Below are 14,366 nucleotides of genomic sequence, written 5' to 3'. Positions count from 1 at the left end.
GGGATGGCCCCCGAACGCGGGCAGGTCCGGCGCGCTATAGTACCAAGTTGGCCTTTGAAACTGCTTAAACTTGCTTGAATGCCGATGGACGCGATTCGCATAAGGGGTGCCCGCACCCACAACCTGAAGAACGTATCGCTGGACCTGCCGCGCCACCAGTTGGTGGTGGTGACGGGCCTGTCCGGTTCGGGCAAGTCCTCGCTGGCGTTCGATACGCTGTACGCGGAAGGCCAGCGCCGGTACGTGGAAAGCCTGTCGGCGTACGCGCGGCAGTTCCTGCAACTGATGGACAAACCCGACGTGGACCTGATCGAAGGCCTGTCGCCCGCGATCTCCATCGAGCAGAAGGCGTCCAGCCACAACCCGCGCTCCACGGTGGGCACGATCACCGAAATCCATGACTACCTGCGCCTGCTGTATGCGCGGGTGGGCACGCCCTACTGCCCCGACCACGGCCTGCCCCTGCAGGCACAGAACGTCAGCCAGATGGTGGACGCGGTGCTGACCTGGCCGGCCGAGACGAAGCTGGCCGTGCTGGCGCCCATCGCCCGCGCGCGCAAGGGCAGTTTCGAGGACGAATGCGCCAGCCTGCAGGCACAGGGCTACGTGCGGCTGCGCGTGGATGGGCAGATGGTCGAGATCGACTCGATGCCCCCGCTGAAGAAAAACGAGAAGCACGACATCGACGTGGTCATCGACCGCCTGCGCGTGCGTCCGGAAAGCAAGCAACGCCTGGCCGAGAGCTTCGAGACCGCGCTGCAGCTGGCCGACGGCCGCGCCATCGCGCTGGACATGGACAGCGAGCGCGAGCAGGTCTACTCCAGCCGCTACGCGTGCCCGGTGTGCAGCCACAGCCTGCCGGAACTGGAGCCGCGCCTGTTCAGCTTCAACAACCCGATGGGCGCGTGCCCGTCGTGCGATGGCATCGGGCAGGTGGGCTTCTTCGATCCCAAGCGCGTGGTGGCGTTTCCCGAACTGAGCCTGGCCGCCGGCGCGATCCGCGGCTGGGATCGCCGCAATTCGTTCGCCCACACCCTGCTGACCAGCCTGGCGGCGCACTACGGCTTCGACATCGACACGCCGTTCGAGAACCTGTCGGAAGACACGCGGCACAAGGTGCTCTACGGCTCGGGCGAGGAAGAGATCCAGTTCTTCTACCTGAACGAGAAGGGCAAGAGCACGACCAAGCGCCATGCGTTCGAAGGCGTGATTCCGAACCTCGAACGCCGCTGGCGCGAGACGGATTCGGCCAACGTGCGCGAGGAACTGGGCAAGTACCGCGCCATCAAGACCTGCCCCGATTGCGGCGGCTCGCGTTTGCGCGCCGAGGCGCGCCACGTGCTGATCGGCGACGAGCCGCGCGCCGGCCAGGGCGCCGGCCAGGGCGGCGGCGAACGCCACGGCCAGGCCATCTACGAAGTCGAGGCGATGCCGCTGTCGACCTGCCTGGAGTGGTTCCGTGCGCTGTCGCTGACCGGCGCCAAGCAGGAGATCGCGCAGCGCATCGTGCGCGAGATCGAGGCGCGCCTGAGCTTCCTGAACAACGTGGGCCTGAACTACCTGTCGCTGGACCGCAGCGCGGACACGATCTCGGGCGGCGAGGCGCAGCGCATCCGCCTGGCCAGCCAGATCGGCTCGGGCCTGACCGGCGTGATGTACGTGCTCGACGAGCCCTCGATCGGCCTGCACCAGCGCGACAACGACCGCCTGATCGCCACGCTGCAGCACCTGAGGGACCTGGGCAACAGCGTCATCGTGGTCGAGCACGACGAGGACATGATCCGCATGGCCGACTGGGTGGTGGACATGGGGCCCGGCGCGGGCGAGCACGGCGGCCAGGTGGTGGCGCAAGGCACGCCGCAGGCCATCGAGAAGGACGCGCAATCGCTGACGGGCCAGTACCTCAGCGGCGCGCGCGCCATCGAGGTGCCGAAGCGCCGCCCCGTCCAGGAAGACATGCCGTGGCTGACGCTGGCCGGCGCCTCGGGCAACAACCTGAAGGACGTGACGCTGCGCGTGCCCGCCGGCCGGCTGGTGTGCGTGACGGGGGTGTCGGGCTCGGGCAAGTCGACGGCCGTGAACGACACGCTGTCGGTGGCCGCCGCGCGCGCGCTCAACCACGCGCAGAGCGAACCCGCCCCCTATGCCAGCCTGACGGGCCTGGAGCACTTCGACAAGATCATCAGCGTGGACCAGAGCCCCATCGGGCGCACGCCGCGCAGCAACCCGGCCACGTACACGGGCCTGTTCACGCCGATCCGCGAACTGTTCGCCGGCGTCCCCGAGGCGCGCACGCGCGGCTACGATCCCGGCCGCTTCAGCTTCAACGTGAAGGGCGGACGGTGCGAAGCCTGCCAGGGCGACGGCGTGGTGAAGGTCGAGATGCACTTCCTGCCGGACATGTACGTGCCCTGCGACGTGTGCCACGGCAAGCGCTACAACCGCGAAACGCTGGAGATCCGCTATCGCGGCCGCAACATCAGCGAAGTGCTCGACCTGACCGTCGAACAGGCGCTGGAATATTTCGAATCCGTGCCCGCCATCGCGCGCAAGCTGCATACGCTGGTGGACGTGGGCCTGTCGTACCTCCGCCTGGGACAAAGCGCGACCACGCTGTCGGGCGGCGAGGCACAGCGCGTGAAGCTGTCGCTGGAACTGTCGCGGCGCAGCACGGGCCGCACGCTGTACATCCTGGACGAGCCCACCACCGGCCTGCATTTCCGCGACATCGAAATGCTGCTGCAGGTGCTGAACCAACTGGTGGACAGCGGCAACACCGTGCTGATCATCGAGCACAACCTGGACGTCATCAAGACGGCCGACTGGCTGGTCGACATGGGGCCGGAAGGCGGCGACGGCGGCGGCCGGGTAGTGGCGCAGGGCACGCCGGAAGACGTGGCGGATAGCCCGGCGAGCCATACGGGCCGCTATCTCGCGCGTGTGTTGCGGCGCAACTGAAACCGCGCTGCCGGGCGTACACTGGAGAGGTTCCTCGGCTTCGAGACCTTCCCATGTACACCCTGATCATCGCCAACAAGAACTACTCGTCCTGGTCGTTGCGCGCATGGCTGGCGCTGCGTGCCGGCGGCATCGCCTTCAAGGAGCAGAAGGTGGGCCTGTTCACCGACGAGTTTGCGCGCGCCCTCGAGAAAGTGTCGCCCGCCGGCCTGGTGCCGGTGCTGCTGGATGGCGATTTCGCGGTATGGGACTCGCTGGCCATCTGCGAATACGCGGCCGAACGCAATCCCCAGGCGCAGCTATGGCCCGCCGATCCGCGCGCCCGGGCCCGCGCCCGTTCGCTGGCGGCGCAGATGCACAGCGGCTTCACGCAGCTGCGGAATGTGCTGCCGATGAACGTGGAAGCGCACTTGGCCGGTATCGACATCAGCGAGGCGCAGCAGGACATCTCGCGCATCCAGGCCATCTGGCAGGACACCCGCGCCGAATTCGGCGCCGGCGGCCCGTTCCTGTTCGGACGCTTCGGCATCGTCGATGCCTTCTATGCCCCGGTCGTTTCGCGCTTCGTCACCTACGGCGTGCCGGTCGTGGGCTCGGTTCGCGAATACATGGACGCCGTGCTGGCCTTGCCCGCCATGCAGGAATGGACGAAAGAGGCTCGCGCCGAAGCGAATTTCGTGCCGGAAGACGAGCCCTATCGCACGCAACGTTGAATAAAAGCCCGACCGCGTCATTCTTGCGGGACAAATGTCCTGAATTTGCGCCATAAGTCAGAAATTGAGCGGTGGTATAACATCAGGAATCCAGCGCGCTCACAAGGCGCGCCCCGTCCCGCTAGCCCTCGATCCCCTATGGATCCCGAACACGAGTTACGCATCGCCGGCGCCTTGTACGAGGGCGTGACGAATGCCTCCCGCTGGCAGGAAGCCCTGCATCTGGCCGCCCGTGCCCTGGATACCGACCGCGGCGCCTTTCTGGCGCGCCATCAGGATACGGGCCGCATCATCGTGGACGAAGTCGCGGGTAATGACCCGGCCATGGTCGCCGAATACGAGGCGCACTATCACGAGCAGGACATCCTCAATGCGGTTTCACACCGCATATCCGCTGGCGGATCGTTCCTGGACCAGCGCGACGCCACCACCTCGATGCGCGATACGCCCTTCTACAACGACTTCCTGCACCGGCACGGCGTGGGATCGCTGATGATGGCGTTTCCCTTGCACCAGCAGGGCACGGACCACATTGTGTCGTTCCAGCGCGAGCGCGAACGCGGCCCTTTCGATGTCCAGCACGAAGAAACGCTCAAGCGCCTGGTGCCGCATCTGCAACGCGCCATCGAGCTTCGCCTGAAGCTGCGCTCGCTGGAACGCCAGATGGCCTGGAGCCTGGCGGCGCTGGAAGCCTTCTCCACCCCCATCCTGTTGCTGGACGCAAGCGGCCGGCTGCTGTCCGGCAACCGCGCGGCCCAGCATTGGCATGCCCGGCATGTGGGCAAATTGCGCGATAGCGCCGAATGGCGCCGCCTGCTGGCCACGGCCACCGGAAAGCTGGGCGCCGCGCGCGCGGCCGGCCATCGCCTGCCTGACGAAGGAGGCTATGCGGTGGCGTTGCCGGCGCCCTCGGCGCACGCGCACGGCCTGCCCGACGGCCCGCTCGCGCTGGTGGTGATTCATCCGGATCGCCTGCGAACCCCCGTGCCGCACGACGTGTTGAAAGACCTGTTCCATTTCAGCCAGGCCGAATGCCGCCTGCTGGACTGCCTGATGGTGGGACAGACGCTCACGCAGGCGGCCGACACCCTCGGCGTCGCCATGGAAACGGCGCGCACGCAGACCAAGTCGATGCTGCACAAGACGGGGACGCATCGCCAGGCGGAGTTGCTGCGCCTGGCCTCGCTGCTGCAAGGACCCGCCTGAAACAAAGGCGTGATATACTGCGTTGCATCCGGACAGCGATATTCGCGCATAAGCGAGTAATCACTTAGCGATTATCTGGCGGGAATATTTGGGGGAGGAAAAGGCCCCGCCCGGCCAAGGATGTCATGGTGCCCCATTTGGCATCCCGGCGGGCGGGCAAGCACGGCGAATGTGCAAGGTAATCTTAATGCGTTTAGTCTTACGCTCGCATCCCCCGTTTGGGGGATACCCCTGTCAAGACTCGTCAATTAGCTCATTTCGAACAAACGGCGATGTTCGCGAATGGCATAACGATCGGTCATGCCGGCGATGTAATCGGCGATCGCCCGTGCCTGCGCCGTATCGTCGTCGCGCCGATAATCGGGCGGCAGCAGGCGAGGATCCTGCAAAAATGCGGCATAAAGCTCACGGACGATGCGCCGCGCCTTGGTGGTCATGCGCACCACCTGATAATGGCGATACAGGTTGCGGAAAAGAAATTGCTTGAGCTCGTCGGCCTCTTCCCGCACGGCCGCTGAAAATCCCGCCAACGGCGGCGCGCGGCGGACGGCGTCGACGCTGTCGGGCGCGTGCTCGCGGATCATGGACAAGGTAGTTGCGGTCAAGTCGGTGATCAACGTATTGATCATGCGCCGGATGGTTTCCGCTACGGCGCGGCGCGGCGCCAATTGCGGATAGCGCTGCATCACCTCGGCGTGATGCCTCGCGAAGATGCGGATCTGCTGCAATTGCTCGACAGTGATCAGGCCTGAACGCAGGCCGTCGTCGATGTCGTGGTTGTTGTAGGCCACCTCGTCGGCCAGGTTGGCCACCTGGGCTTCGAGCGAAGGCTGCGTGCGCTCCAGGAAGCGCAGCCCGACGTCGCCCAGCTGACGCGCATGCGCCACGGAGCAATGCTTGAGGATGCCCTCGCGCGTTTCGAAGCACAGATTCAGGCCGTTGAAGTCGGCGTAGCGTTCTTCCAACTCGTCAACCACGCGCAGGCTTTGCAGATTGTGCTCGAAGCCGCCGGCCGCGGGCGCCAGTTCGCGCATGCAGGCGTTCAATTCATCCTGCCCGGCGTGACCGAAGGGTGTGTGGCCCAGGTCATGCGACAAGGCGATGGCTTCGATCAGGTCTTCGGACAGGCCCAGGCTGCGCGCCAGCGTGCGCGCGATCTGCGCGACTTCCAGACTGTGCGTGAGGCGGGTACGGAACAGGTCGCCTTCGTGATTGACGAAGACCTGCGTCTTGTATTCGAGCCGGCGGAACGCCGTGCAATGCACGATGCGGTCGCGGTCGCGCTGGAACTCGGTACGGTTGCTGGCGGGCGTCTCATCGTGCGCCCGGCCACGCGAAAGATGGGGGTGGCAAGCGTAGGCGGCCAGTGTTGTCATCGACGATCCGACTCCCGATTCATGATGCCTTCGAAGCATGCATGGTGCCTGCTTGCGGCGCGCGCCGCCACCCCGTGGAGGAATTCATCCCTGGGGCGGCCGGCAGATCAAGCCACCGTGTGCCGCAACACATCGCGCACGGCCGCTTCGGGCGCGGTACGGGTGCAGGCCTCGCCGATGCGCGGCATCAGCACGAACTTGATTTCGCCGCCTTCGGTTTTCTTGTCGACCTGCATCAGCGCCAGCCAGCGGTCGTCGCCCAGGTCGGGCGCCACCACCGGACAGCCGATACCGGCCACCAGCGCGCGCACGCGCTGCACGTCGGCCGCCGGAAAGCCGGTCACGCGCGCCGACAGCTCGGCGGCCTGCACCATGCCGCAGCCCACGGCCTCGCCATGCAGCCATTCGCCATAGCCCATGCCGGACTCGATGGCGTGCCCGAAGGTATGGCCCAGGTTGAGGATGGCGCGCAGGCCGGACTCGCGCTCGTCCTTGCCCACCACCTGAGCCTTCAACTCGCACGACCGGCGGATGGCATGCGACACGGCCTCGGGCTGCAAGGCGCGCAATGCGCAGGCATTGGCCTCGCACCAGTTCCAGAATTCGGAATCGAGGATCAGGCCGTACTTGATGACTTCGGCCAGGCCGGCGGAGATTTCGCGATCAGGCAGCGTGCGCAACACGCCGGTGTCGATCTCGACGGCGACGGGCTGGTGGAACGCGCCGATCATGTTCTTGCCCAGCGGGTGGTTGACGGCCGTCTTGCCGCCCACCGACGAATCGACCTGCGCCAGCAGCGTGGTGGGCACTTGCAGGAAACGCACGCCGCGCATGTACACGGAGGCGGAGAAGCCGACCATGTCGCCGATCACGCCCCCGCCCAGCGCCACCAGCAGGGCGCGGCGATCGCAGCGGTTCTCGAGCAGGCCGTCGAAGATGAGGTTGAGCGTCTGCCAGTCCTTGTAGACCTCGCCGTCGGGCAGGTCGATGCGCAGCACGCGCTTGCCGGTGCGTTGCAGGGCGGCCAGGGCGCGCTCGGCATACAGGGCGCCGACCGTGGGGTTGGTGACGACGACGATGGACGTGGCATCGGCCGGAACGCTGGCGTCCAGCATGTCGAGCCGGCCGGCGCCGATGTGGATGGGATAGCGCCCGCCAGGGGTGTCGACGTCGACGACCACGGTCATTCTTGTGCCTCGTAGGCTTGCAGCTTGGGAATCAGCGACTTCACCAGCGAGGCCACCGGCGCGCAGCCGGTCTCGACCACCAGGTGCGCCACCTCGTGATACAGCGGTTCGCGCAGGGTCAACAACTGGCGCAGCGTGCCGCGCGGATCGGCGGTGGCCAGCAACGGACGATTGCGGTCGCGGCAGGTGCGGCGGTACAGTTCATCCACGCTTGCACGCAGATAGAGCACCACGCCGCGTTCGCGCAACAGCCTGCGGTTTTCCTCGGCCAGGATGGCGCCCCCGCCCGTGGCAAGTACGATTGCCCGCCGTTGGGTACACTCTTGCAGCGCGCTCGCCTCGCGCCGGCGAAAACCCGCCTCGCCCTCGATCTCGAAGATGACCGGCACACGCACGCCGCAACGTGCCTCCAGTTCATGGTCCAGGTCGACGAATTCACGGCCCAGCGCGCGTGCCAATCCACGCCCGATGGTGGTCTTGCCGGCGCCCATCATGCCCACCAGGAAGATGGGCAGATCGTACGGCAGACTGGCGAGCGGCTCGCCGCAGGGCAGCGCGCGCGCGCCGACGCACTCGGCATCGGGCGTGGCGGCGGCCTGCAGGGGCGCGCAAGGATTCGCAAAAACATTCATGCCGGCATTATCCCATTGCCGCCAGTTGCCCGCTTACCACACTGGAACTATTTTGTTACAGAAACCGGAATGCGGGTCTGAGCCATACCCAAAGATCACCGTAAAATCGCCGCGATGAGCAAGCGCCAGAATTCTTCGAAGCAGGACCAGCCCGTCTCCAGCGGCTCGCCGATTTTGCGGTTCTTCGTCAAGACCGGCATTCTGCTGGGCGGCCTGGGGCTGTGCGGCGCATTGCTGGCCGGCATGGCCCTGGCGCTGGCCTGGCCCAACCTGCCCGACCTGCACGCGATGACCGATTACCGGCCCCGCGTCCCGCTGCGCGTCTATACGGCAGACAAGGTCCTGATCGGCGAGTTCGGCGAGGAACGCCGCAACGTGCTGCGCTTCAATGAAATCCCCGACGTGATGAAGTCGGCGGTGCTGGCCGCCGAAGACGACCGCTTCTACCAGCACGGCGGCGTCGACTGGGCCGGCGTGGCGCGCGCGGGCCTGACCAACATCATGAGCGGTTCGAAGTCGCAGGGGGCCAGCACCATCACCATGCAGGTGGCGCGCAACTTCTACCTGTCGTCCGAGAAGACCTATTCGCGCAAGTTCTACGAACTGCTGCTCACCTTCAAGATCGAATCGCAGCTCACCAAGGACCAGATCCTCGAGCTGTACATGAACCAGATCTACCTGGGTCATCGCGCCTATGGCTTCGCCGCCGCGTCGCGCACGTATTTCGGCAAGCCGCTGTCCGAGGTCACGCCGGCCGAAGCCGCCATGCTGGCCGGCATCCCCAAGGCGCCGTCGCGCTTCAATCCGCTGTCGAACCGCCCGCGCGCCGAACTGCGCCAGCGCTACGTGCTCAATCGCATGTACTCGCTGGGCTACCTGACCGAACCCGAATACAAGACCGCCACCGCGCAGCAACTGGTGTTCAAGTCGATGGAAGCCTCGGCCGGCGGCGTGTACGGCATCCATGGCGAATACGTGGCGGAGCTGGCTCGCCAACTGCTGTACAACGTGTACCAGGACAACCTGTATTCGCGCGGCATCAACATCTACACGACGGTGGTGTCCAAGGACCAGGAAGTGGCCTACAACGCGGTGCGGGACGGCGTGCTGGAATACACGCGCCGCGCCCCCTACCCCGGCCCCGAGGACCAGCTCGACATGCCTGCGGGCGTCGAGAACAATCCCGCCACGCTGGACGAATTCCTGGACGGCGTCTACGACAAGTATGCCGACAGCGGCGATCTGCTGACCGCCGTGGTGCTGTCCGCCAGCCCGACCGAGATCAAGGTCGCGCGCAGTTCGCGCGAGATCATCACCATCAACGACAAGAAGGCCTTGTCCGTGGTGGCGCGCGCGCTGGGCGACAAGGCCAAGCCGGACGTGCGCATCAAGCGCGGTTCGGTGGTCTACATCCACAAGTACGACGGCGCCTGGGAAGTCATCAACTTCCCGGGCGTGCAGGCAGCCTTCGTGTCGATGGTGCCGCGGGACGGCGCGATCCGCGCCCTGGTGGGCGGCTTCGACTTCTTCCGCGGCAACTTCAACCGCGTCACGCAGGCCTGGCGCCAGCCGGGCTCGAACATCAAGCCTTTCATCTACGCCGCCTCGCTCGAACGCGGCCTGACGCCGGCGACGCAGATTTCCGACCAGCCGTTCGAACTGACGGCCGCGCAGACGGGCTCCAAGCCCTGGCATCCGAAGAACTACGGCAACCAGTACGAACCCATGCTGACGATGCGGCAGGGCCTGTACAAGTCCAAGAACATGGTGTCCATCCGTATCCTGCAGGCCATCGGCCCGCAGTACGCCCAGGAATACCTGACCCGCTTCGGCTTCGACAAGAACCGCCAGCCGGCCGTGCTGCCGCTGGCGCTGGGCGCGGGCTCGGTGACGCCGCTGCAGCTGGCCGGCGCCTATGCCGTGTTCGCCAACGGCGGCTATCGCGTCACGCCCTACCTCATCGACCGTGTCACCGACAGCTCGGGCAAGGTGCTGATGCAGTCCAAGCCGGTCACCGCGGGCGACCCGTCGATCCGCGCCATCGATCCGCGCACGGCCTTCGTCACCGATGACATGCTGCGGGGCGTGGCCACCAGCGGCACGGCGGCGCGGGCGCGCGCCACACTCAAGCGCAGCGACGTGGCCGGCAAGACCGGCACCACCAACGAATCCGTCGACGCCTGGTTCTCGGGCTACACGCCGGCGCTGGTGGGCACCGCGTGGCTGGGCTACGACCAGCCGCGCTCGCTGGGCTCGCGCGAAACCGGCGGCGGCGTGGCCATGCCGATCTGGCTGGAGTACATGCAGGAGATGCTGAAGGGCGTGCCCGAAGAGAAGCAGCGCCAGCGTCCGGAAGGCCTGCTGGTGGACGGTGGCGAATACTATTTCTCAGAATATCCGCCGGGCCAGGCCGTGGCGTCGCTGGGCCTGGTCTCGGCCCCCGTCGCGCAGCAAGGCGACTCGCTGGGCGACTTCCTGAACGGCCTGCGCGACGACAGCGAGATCCGCGCCGCCCCCGGGGCCCGCGGCGGCCAGACCTGGTCGCAGAACATTCCCTTCTGAGCAAAACGGCCGCCCTGATGTGAACTGACCCCCGAAGGTTGGATCTACGTCCAACTTTCGGGGGTCAGTTCAATGGGCGGCCCGTTTGTCTGGCGCGCGGCGCGATGCGCGCCAGGCTTGCAGGGCGCGTTTACACGCGCACCGTCACGGGCTGGCCGGCGGCCAGGGAACAGATCTGCGACAAGGCCTCGGACAGCGGAGGACCGCCACGGGTGTCGTTCCATTGCTGGCCGTCGTATCGATAATGGAAGCCGCCGGTGCGCGCGGCCACCCACAGTTCCTGCATGGCGGCCTGCGAGTTGACGACGACATGCGTGCCGTCCTCGAATACCAAGGTCAGGACATTGCCGCTGCGGCTGGCTTCGACGTCGATGTCGAGCGTGGCGGCCCAGTCGTCGGACTGGCTCTCGATGCTGTCCAGCACCTGGTCGATCAATGCAAGAAATTCGGTTTCGGTCATAATTCCATCTGCACGATTTACGGAGTCTTCTGTGTCCCCACTGGCATGCAGCCGCAAGGCTCTACGCATTGTAGCCACCCTGGCAGCGGCCGGCATGCTGGCCGCTTGCGGTTTCAAGGGCCCACTGTACATGCCCGGAGATGGCTCGAAAGGCGCGGGCAGAGCCAACCAGCAGGCTTCCCCCATGAATCGGCCCGGCAACAGCATCCCCCAGCTTCCTTCCAACAGCACCTCCCAATGACTTCGTCCGCCCCCGTAAACCAGCCCGAACTGGCTGGCCATCCGCATTTCCATTACCGCGGCGGCGTGCTGCACGCAGAAGACGTGGCGCTGGACACGCTGGCGGCCGAACTGGGCACTCCGTTGTATGTCTATTCCCGCGCCGCGCTGGCCGCCGCCTGGCAATCGTACCGCGACGCCATCGGCGGCCGTCCGGTGCTGGTGTGCTTCGGCATGAAGGCCAACTCCAACCTGGCCGTGCTGAAGGAATTCGCGCGCATGGGGGCCGGGTTCGACATCGTCTCGGGCGGCGAATTGCAGCGCGTGCTGGCCGTGGGCGGCGATCCATCGCGCGTGGTGTTCTCGGGCGTGGGCAAGCAGGCCTGGGAAATGCGCATGGCCATCGAAGCCGGCGTGAAGTGCTTCAACGTCGAATCGCAGGCTGAATTGCGCCGCCTGTCGCGGGTCGCCCATGAAATGGGCAAGGTGGCGCCGGTGTCGCTGCGCGTCAATCCCGACGTGGATGCCCAGACGCACCCCTACATCTCCACCGGCCTGAAGGAAAACAAGTTCGGCATCGCCATCGAGGCCGCATTGGACGCCTATCGCCTGGCGGCCTCCCTGCCGGGCCTGAAAGTGGTCGGCGTCGACTGCCACATCGGCTCGCAGCTCACCGACATCAGCCCCTACTTCGATGCGCTGGAAAAGCTGCTCGACCTGATCGACCAGTTGGCCAGCGCCGGCATCACCATCGAGCACCTGGACCTGGGCGGCGGCCTGGGCATCCGCTATACGGATGAAGTTCCGCCATCGCCCAAGGCATTGCTGGACCGCGTGTTCGACCGCCTGCAGGCGCGCGGCTACGGCCACCTGCACCTGATGCTGGAACCCGGCCGCTCGCTGGTCGGCAATGCGGGCCTGCTGCTGACCACCGTGCAGTTCCTGAAGCACTCCGACGCGCGCAACTTCGCCATCGTCGACGCCGCCATGAACGACCTGCTGCGCCCGTCCCTGTACGAGGCGTATCACGGCCTGCGCGCCGTGACGCCGCGCCCGGGCGCCACGCAGGAATACGACGTGGTCGGCCCGGTGTGCGAAAGCGGCGACTGGCTGGCACGCCAACGCCAGCTGCACGTGGAGGAAGGCGATGTGCTGGCGCTGGAATCCGCGGGCGCCTACGGCATGGTGATGGCCAGCAACTACAACTCGCGCGGCCGCCCGGCCGAGGTGATGGTCGACGGCGCCAAGTACTACGTGGTTCGCCAGCGTGAAACCATCGAGGACCTGATGCGCGGCGAAACGACGCTGCCCTGATCGATCGCCTGCCCCTGGCCAGGTTTGCTATAAAGAACGACCTGGGCATGTCTGCGGGGCGGAAAAGAACTTGTCTGCGATTCAACGGTTGAACCGAGGCGGCGCGATGCTGGTCCTGGCCGCGGCCATGGCCGGTTGCTCGACGACCGGCAAGGACGCGTCGTCGCAGAACGACGGCGATACCCCGGCCAGTAGCGAAGCCAGCAAGGCCGACGGCGCGAAAGCCGCGCGGGAAGAGGCCAATTGCCGCAAGAACCGGCGCACTTGCATCTTCGAGGGCTCGTACGAACCCGGCGAAAGCCGCTACGCCGAACAGGAAGCGCAGCGGCTGAACAAGGCGGAGGCCGAGCGCCTGCGGCGCGCCTTCGCGCGCTGACCAATGCCTCGCCCGCGCGCCTACAGCTCGCCGTACGAGTGCAGGCCCGACAGGAACATGTTCACCCCCAGGAAGGCGAAGCCGGTGATCAGCAGCCCCACCAGGGCCCAGTACGCGGCCATGCCGCCGCGCAGACCCTTGATCAGGCGCATGTGCAGCCAGGCGGCGTAGTTCAGCCAGACGATCAGGGCCCAGGTTTCCTTGGGATCCCATTGCCAGTAGGCGCCCCAGGCATCGGCGGCCCACAGGGCGCCCAGCACGGTGGCCACGGTGAAGAAGGCGAAACCCACCGCGATGGCGCGGTACATGATGTCGTCCAGCACTTCGAGCGACGGCAGCGCGCGGGCAATGGGACGCCTTGCGGCCAGGATCAGGCCGGTGATGACCACGCCCACGCCGCCGTAGATCATCCAGGTGGCCGACAGGCCATCGGTGCGAAATACCATGGGCTCGGCGCACAAGAGCACCCCCAGCACGAACAGCGGCGCCAGCTTGGCCCAGGACGCGGTTTCGCCATGCTGCTTGATCAGATAGGCGAAGCCCACCATGGCGGCCAGCGAGAAGGTGCCGTAGCCGATGAAGTTGGCCGGCACGTGCAGCTTCATCCACCAGCTTTTCAGGGCCGGCACCAGCGGCTGGATCTGGCCGGCGTCACGCGTGAACGAGTACCAAAGCAGGAACACGATGGCCGACGAGATGACCAGCAGCACGAAGCCGCCCAGCGCGCGCGTGGCGTACTTGCGTTCGTAGTACAGGTAGAACAGCGCCGTGATCAGCGAGAACAGCACGAACACTTCGTACAGGTTGCTGACCGGGATGTGGCCCAGGTCGGGCCCCATCAGGTGGCTTTCGCGCCAGCGCACCAGCAGGCCGGTCAGGCCGGCGAAGACGGCGCCCCAGGTCAGTGCAGTGCCCAGCCAGGCGCTGGTGGGACTGACGATGCCGCCCCAGTAGCACACGGTGGCCAGCATGAAGAGCGCGCACATCCACAGCACGGCGGATTGCGACGAGAACAGGTACTTCAGGAAGAATACGTGCTCGGCGCGCGCCAGGTCGTTCTGGTAGAGCATCAGCGCCAGGCCGGCCGCCAGCGCACAGGCGAGCATCAGGACGCGCAGCGGCCGCCACAGCCACCCCAGCCAGGTCAGCGCGGGCACCAGGCCGCACAGGATCACCGTCTCGTAGTAATCCATGGCATGGCCGAAGCGGCTGATCGCGAAGCCCGCGCCGACGGCCAGCAACAGGAAGAAGACGGCGTCGGTCCAGTCGGGACGGCCGCGGCGCTCGCGGCTGTCGCCCGTGGCCGAAACGCCTTGCGGCCAGGCCGCCTGCGAGGGAGAAGTGGTGGTGGTGGACATGAAAA

12 protein-coding genes are annotated in these 14,366 nt (G+C 66.3%); 7 read left to right on the top strand and 5 right to left on the bottom strand.

What is annotated here, in order from left to right; genetic code table 11:
• Window positions 1-84 precede the first annotated feature (84 nt).
• The 3 genes from uvrA to A6745_RS06205 all read left to right on the top strand — a co-directional run bounded on the left by uvrA (window position 85) and on the right by A6745_RS06205 (window position 4,877).
• Entirely contained in the window at window positions 85-2,958 is a 2,874-nt protein-coding gene (gene uvrA / locus A6745_RS06215) for an excinuclease ABC subunit UvrA (RefSeq protein ID WP_066124800.1), read from the top strand.
• A gap of 53 nt (window positions 2,959-3,011) precedes the next feature.
• On the top strand, window positions 3,012-3,671 hold the full coding sequence (locus tag A6745_RS06210) for a glutathione S-transferase family protein (RefSeq protein WP_066124798.1): 660 nt from the start codon (window positions 3,012-3,014) through the stop codon (window positions 3,669-3,671).
• Window positions 3,672-3,809: 138 nt separating this feature from the next.
• Entirely contained in the window at window positions 3,810-4,877 is a 1,068-nt protein-coding gene (locus A6745_RS06205) for a helix-turn-helix transcriptional regulator (protein WP_066124796.1), read from the top strand.
• A gap of 248 nt (window positions 4,878-5,125) precedes the next feature.
• Here the strand turns inward: A6745_RS06205 and A6745_RS06200 are convergent, their stop codons facing one another.
• The 3 genes from A6745_RS06200 to A6745_RS06190 form a co-directional block, all read right to left on the bottom strand.
• Window positions 5,126-6,292 (bottom strand): deoxyguanosinetriphosphate triphosphohydrolase, encoded by a 1,167-nt coding sequence (locus tag A6745_RS06200; RefSeq protein ID WP_407922720.1) that lies wholly within the window; start codon window positions 6,290-6,292, stop codon window positions 5,126-5,128.
• Between the two features lie 68 nt (window positions 6,293-6,360).
• Complete coding sequence (gene aroB / locus A6745_RS06195; protein ID WP_066124791.1) at window positions 6,361-7,440, bottom strand: 3-dehydroquinate synthase; 1,080 nt, start codon at window positions 7,438-7,440, stop codon at window positions 6,361-6,363.
• Window positions 7,437-8,072, bottom strand: a complete 636-nt coding sequence (locus A6745_RS06190; RefSeq protein WP_066124790.1) for a shikimate kinase — start codon at window positions 8,070-8,072, stop codon at window positions 7,437-7,439. The genes aroB and A6745_RS06190 overlap by 4 nt, the downstream gene beginning before the upstream one ends.
• Before the next feature lie 114 nt (window positions 8,073-8,186).
• On the opposite strand from A6745_RS06190, the gene A6745_RS06185 reads away from it, so the two are divergent.
• A complete protein-coding gene (locus A6745_RS06185) occupies window positions 8,187-10,634 on the top strand; it encodes a penicillin-binding protein 1A (RefSeq protein ID WP_066124788.1) in 2,448 nt (815 codons plus the stop codon).
• A gap of 130 nt (window positions 10,635-10,764) precedes the next feature.
• Here A6745_RS06185 and cyaY read toward each other — a convergent pair whose 3' ends face one another.
• A complete protein-coding gene (gene cyaY / locus A6745_RS06180; protein WP_066124786.1) occupies window positions 10,765-11,094 on the bottom strand; it encodes an iron donor protein CyaY in 330 nt (109 codons plus the stop codon).
• Here cyaY and lptM point away from each other — a divergent pair.
• The 3 genes from lptM (at window position 11,006) to A6745_RS06170 (ending at window position 13,003) form a co-directional block, all read left to right on the top strand.
• Window positions 11,006-11,335, top strand: coding sequence for an LPS translocon maturation chaperone LptM (lptM, locus tag A6745_RS29665; RefSeq protein ID WP_407922719.1), 330 nt, complete (start codon window positions 11,006-11,008; stop codon window positions 11,333-11,335). The genes cyaY and lptM overlap by 89 nt on opposite strands.
• Window positions 11,332-12,627 (top strand): diaminopimelate decarboxylase, encoded by a 1,296-nt coding sequence (gene lysA, locus A6745_RS06175; protein WP_066124784.1) that lies wholly within the window; start codon window positions 11,332-11,334, stop codon window positions 12,625-12,627. The genes lptM and lysA overlap by 4 nt, the downstream gene beginning before the upstream one ends.
• Before the next feature lie 106 nt (window positions 12,628-12,733).
• Window positions 12,734-13,003, top strand: a complete 270-nt coding sequence (locus A6745_RS06170; RefSeq protein ID WP_066124782.1) for a hypothetical protein — start codon at window positions 12,734-12,736, stop codon at window positions 13,001-13,003.
• A gap of 20 nt (window positions 13,004-13,023) precedes the next feature.
• Here the strand turns inward: A6745_RS06170 and ccsB are convergent, their stop codons facing one another.
• A complete protein-coding gene (ccsB, locus tag A6745_RS06165) occupies window positions 13,024-14,361 on the bottom strand; it encodes a c-type cytochrome biogenesis protein CcsB (protein WP_066124780.1) in 1,338 nt (445 codons plus the stop codon).
• Window positions 14,362-14,366 lie beyond the last annotated feature (5 nt).

The sequence above is a fragment of the Bordetella ansorpii genome, from assembly GCF_900078705.1.
Lineage (GTDB): Bacteria > Pseudomonadota > Gammaproteobacteria > Burkholderiales > Burkholderiaceae_B > Bordetella > Bordetella ansorpii_A.
This window is presented reverse-complemented; position numbering and strand designations above follow the sequence as displayed.

Coding starts and splice junctions, on each gene's coding strand:
- uvrA (WP_066124800.1), top strand. CDS start 85: ATGGACGCGATTCGCATAAGGGGTGCCCGCACCCACAACCTGAAGAAC.
- A6745_RS06210 (WP_066124798.1), top strand. CDS start 3,012: ATGTACACCCTGATCATCGCCAACAAGAACTACTCGTCCTGGTCGTTG.
- A6745_RS06205 (WP_066124796.1), top strand. CDS start 3,810: ATGGATCCCGAACACGAGTTACGCATCGCCGGCGCCTTGTACGAGGGC.
- A6745_RS06200 (WP_407922720.1), bottom strand. CDS start 6,292: ATGCTTCGAAGGCATCATGAATCGGGAGTCGGATCGTCGATGACAACA.
- aroB (WP_066124791.1), bottom strand. CDS start 7,440: ATGACCGTGGTCGTCGACGTCGACACCCCTGGCGGGCGCTATCCCATC.
- A6745_RS06190 (WP_066124790.1), bottom strand. CDS start 8,072: ATGAATGTTTTTGCGAATCCTTGCGCGCCCCTGCAGGCCGCCGCCACG.
- A6745_RS06185 (WP_066124788.1), top strand. CDS start 8,187: ATGAGCAAGCGCCAGAATTCTTCGAAGCAGGACCAGCCCGTCTCCAGC.
- lptM (WP_407922719.1), top strand. CDS start 11,006: ATGTCGAGCGTGGCGGCCCAGTCGTCGGACTGGCTCTCGATGCTGTCC.
- cyaY (WP_066124786.1), bottom strand. CDS start 11,094: ATGACCGAAACCGAATTTCTTGCATTGATCGACCAGGTGCTGGACAGC.
- lysA (WP_066124784.1), top strand. CDS start 11,332: ATGACTTCGTCCGCCCCCGTAAACCAGCCCGAACTGGCTGGCCATCCG.
- A6745_RS06170 (WP_066124782.1), top strand. CDS start 12,734: ATGCTGGTCCTGGCCGCGGCCATGGCCGGTTGCTCGACGACCGGCAAG.
- ccsB (WP_066124780.1), bottom strand. CDS start 14,361: ATGTCCACCACCACCACTTCTCCCTCGCAGGCGGCCTGGCCGCAAGGC.